Raw genomic sequence first — 1340 nt, forward strand, 5'->3', positions numbered from 1 at the left:
TTGCTCTGTAAAAAAATCAAAAGAAACTTGCATTGTTTTACCTCCAAACCTAACTCCTGCATCAACAGCGACAAGTACCCAGCCGCTTACAATGCAAATTAAAATATCTTTGTGGGTACTTGCGCGTTATGCGCCTAGTTATGCGTCTTTTTTAAATGCCCAGTCTGCATTTCTATCGTGCATCTTAGTACCTATTTTTTCGGGTAAAAATTGCATCAACGGATGTACAATCACATTATGTACAAAAGACTTTAACCATTTTTTCATGCTCTTATCCTCTATAACGCATAACTCAGCAATCAAGCAGGAACGCACCCCAGCCGATTGTTACGTTAATTAAGTTTAATAAAGGGTGCGTCCTCTTATTGCCTGTGTTAGACCTTTACACTCGCGGCCTAAAAACCACAATAGCAACGGGAAAGGGCGCACTTGCGTCTGCACCTTCAAACTTAACGCGACCTTTTGGGTATCTTATGTCGGCAGCCTTTATTGCGTATCTGTGCCACCAGTCTGTATCCACTCGTGCAGGCACAAAACAAACAACTAACGCGCCATTATTCAAAGCCTCATCATGTGCTTTTTTCATCCATTTACCAATCTCGCGGCCATAGGGTGGATTCATAAAAACACGCTCATCTTGCCAACTTTTTGATAAACCATCTTCTACGGGTGTGTAAAACTTCTTACATTTAGCTGTTGTAGGTAAGCAACAAGGGTCAAGTGTAAAACCAAACTCTAAATTCAAGTAGTCAAACCATTTTTGCGGTGTTGCCCACGTCATATCTTCGCTACTTGTCATCACTCGCATAATATGCGCTTTGTTGTCACACAGGTCTAACTCAGCATTCAAGTCCGATGCAACCCCAACGGATTGCTGCGTTGTTTTTTTATCAAAAAAGCATTCTTTATTTGCGCGTAATTCACATAGAAGAGGCAAGCATTTTTCATTTACACTACCATCAGCGTAACGATTCGTATGTAATAAATCTTCATACTTTTTGGGGTTTTTTTCTTGTAAGTACGTGTGCATTTTGTGTCTCGCCCCAGCAGTAGACATTTTTATTGTTTTAGCAACATCTGTTATTTTAACATTGTTGTTTAAAACAGCATTCGCAATGCTTTCACCTGTATTTGTTACAATCATCTCACTATCTCCAATTCTTCGCTAAAAGTGCCTAACTCACGCTTTAACAGTGACACCACCACAGCCACTATCTAAGCATTAAATATATAAATGATTCATTGCACAGGCCTATAACGTGTGGGGTGGCGCACGTTAAGCGTATAGTTAGGCATCTGTCGTCAATGGGTGCTTAATCTTCGCTTTTTTCCATTTAACA

Annotated in this window: 2 protein-coding genes; one reads left to right on the top strand and one right to left on the bottom strand. The window is 40.1% G+C overall.

Annotated features, from left to right (window positions below; genetic code table 11):
- A partial coding sequence (locus Q0212_RS08735; protein WP_297924593.1) for a hypothetical protein occupies nt 1-340 on the top strand: 340 nt, incomplete at its 5' end.
- A gap of 42 nt (nt 341-382) precedes the next feature.
- On the opposite strand, the gene Q0212_RS08740 is transcribed toward Q0212_RS08735, so the two are convergent.
- The gene (locus tag Q0212_RS08740; protein ID WP_297924595.1) at nt 383-1144 is read right to left on the bottom strand and encodes a DNA N-6-adenine-methyltransferase; all 762 of its coding nucleotides are present in this window, start codon (nt 1142-1144) and stop codon (nt 383-385) included.
- Nucleotides 1145-1340 lie beyond the last annotated feature (196 nt).

It is taken from the genome of uncultured Agitococcus sp. (assembly GCF_937920075.1).
Taxonomy (GTDB): domain Bacteria; phylum Pseudomonadota; class Gammaproteobacteria; order Pseudomonadales; family Moraxellaceae; genus Agitococcus.

Coding starts and splice junctions, on each gene's coding strand:
- Q0212_RS08740 (WP_297924595.1), bottom strand. CDS start 1,144: ATGATTGTAACAAATACAGGTGAAAGCATTGCGAATGCTGTTTTAAAC.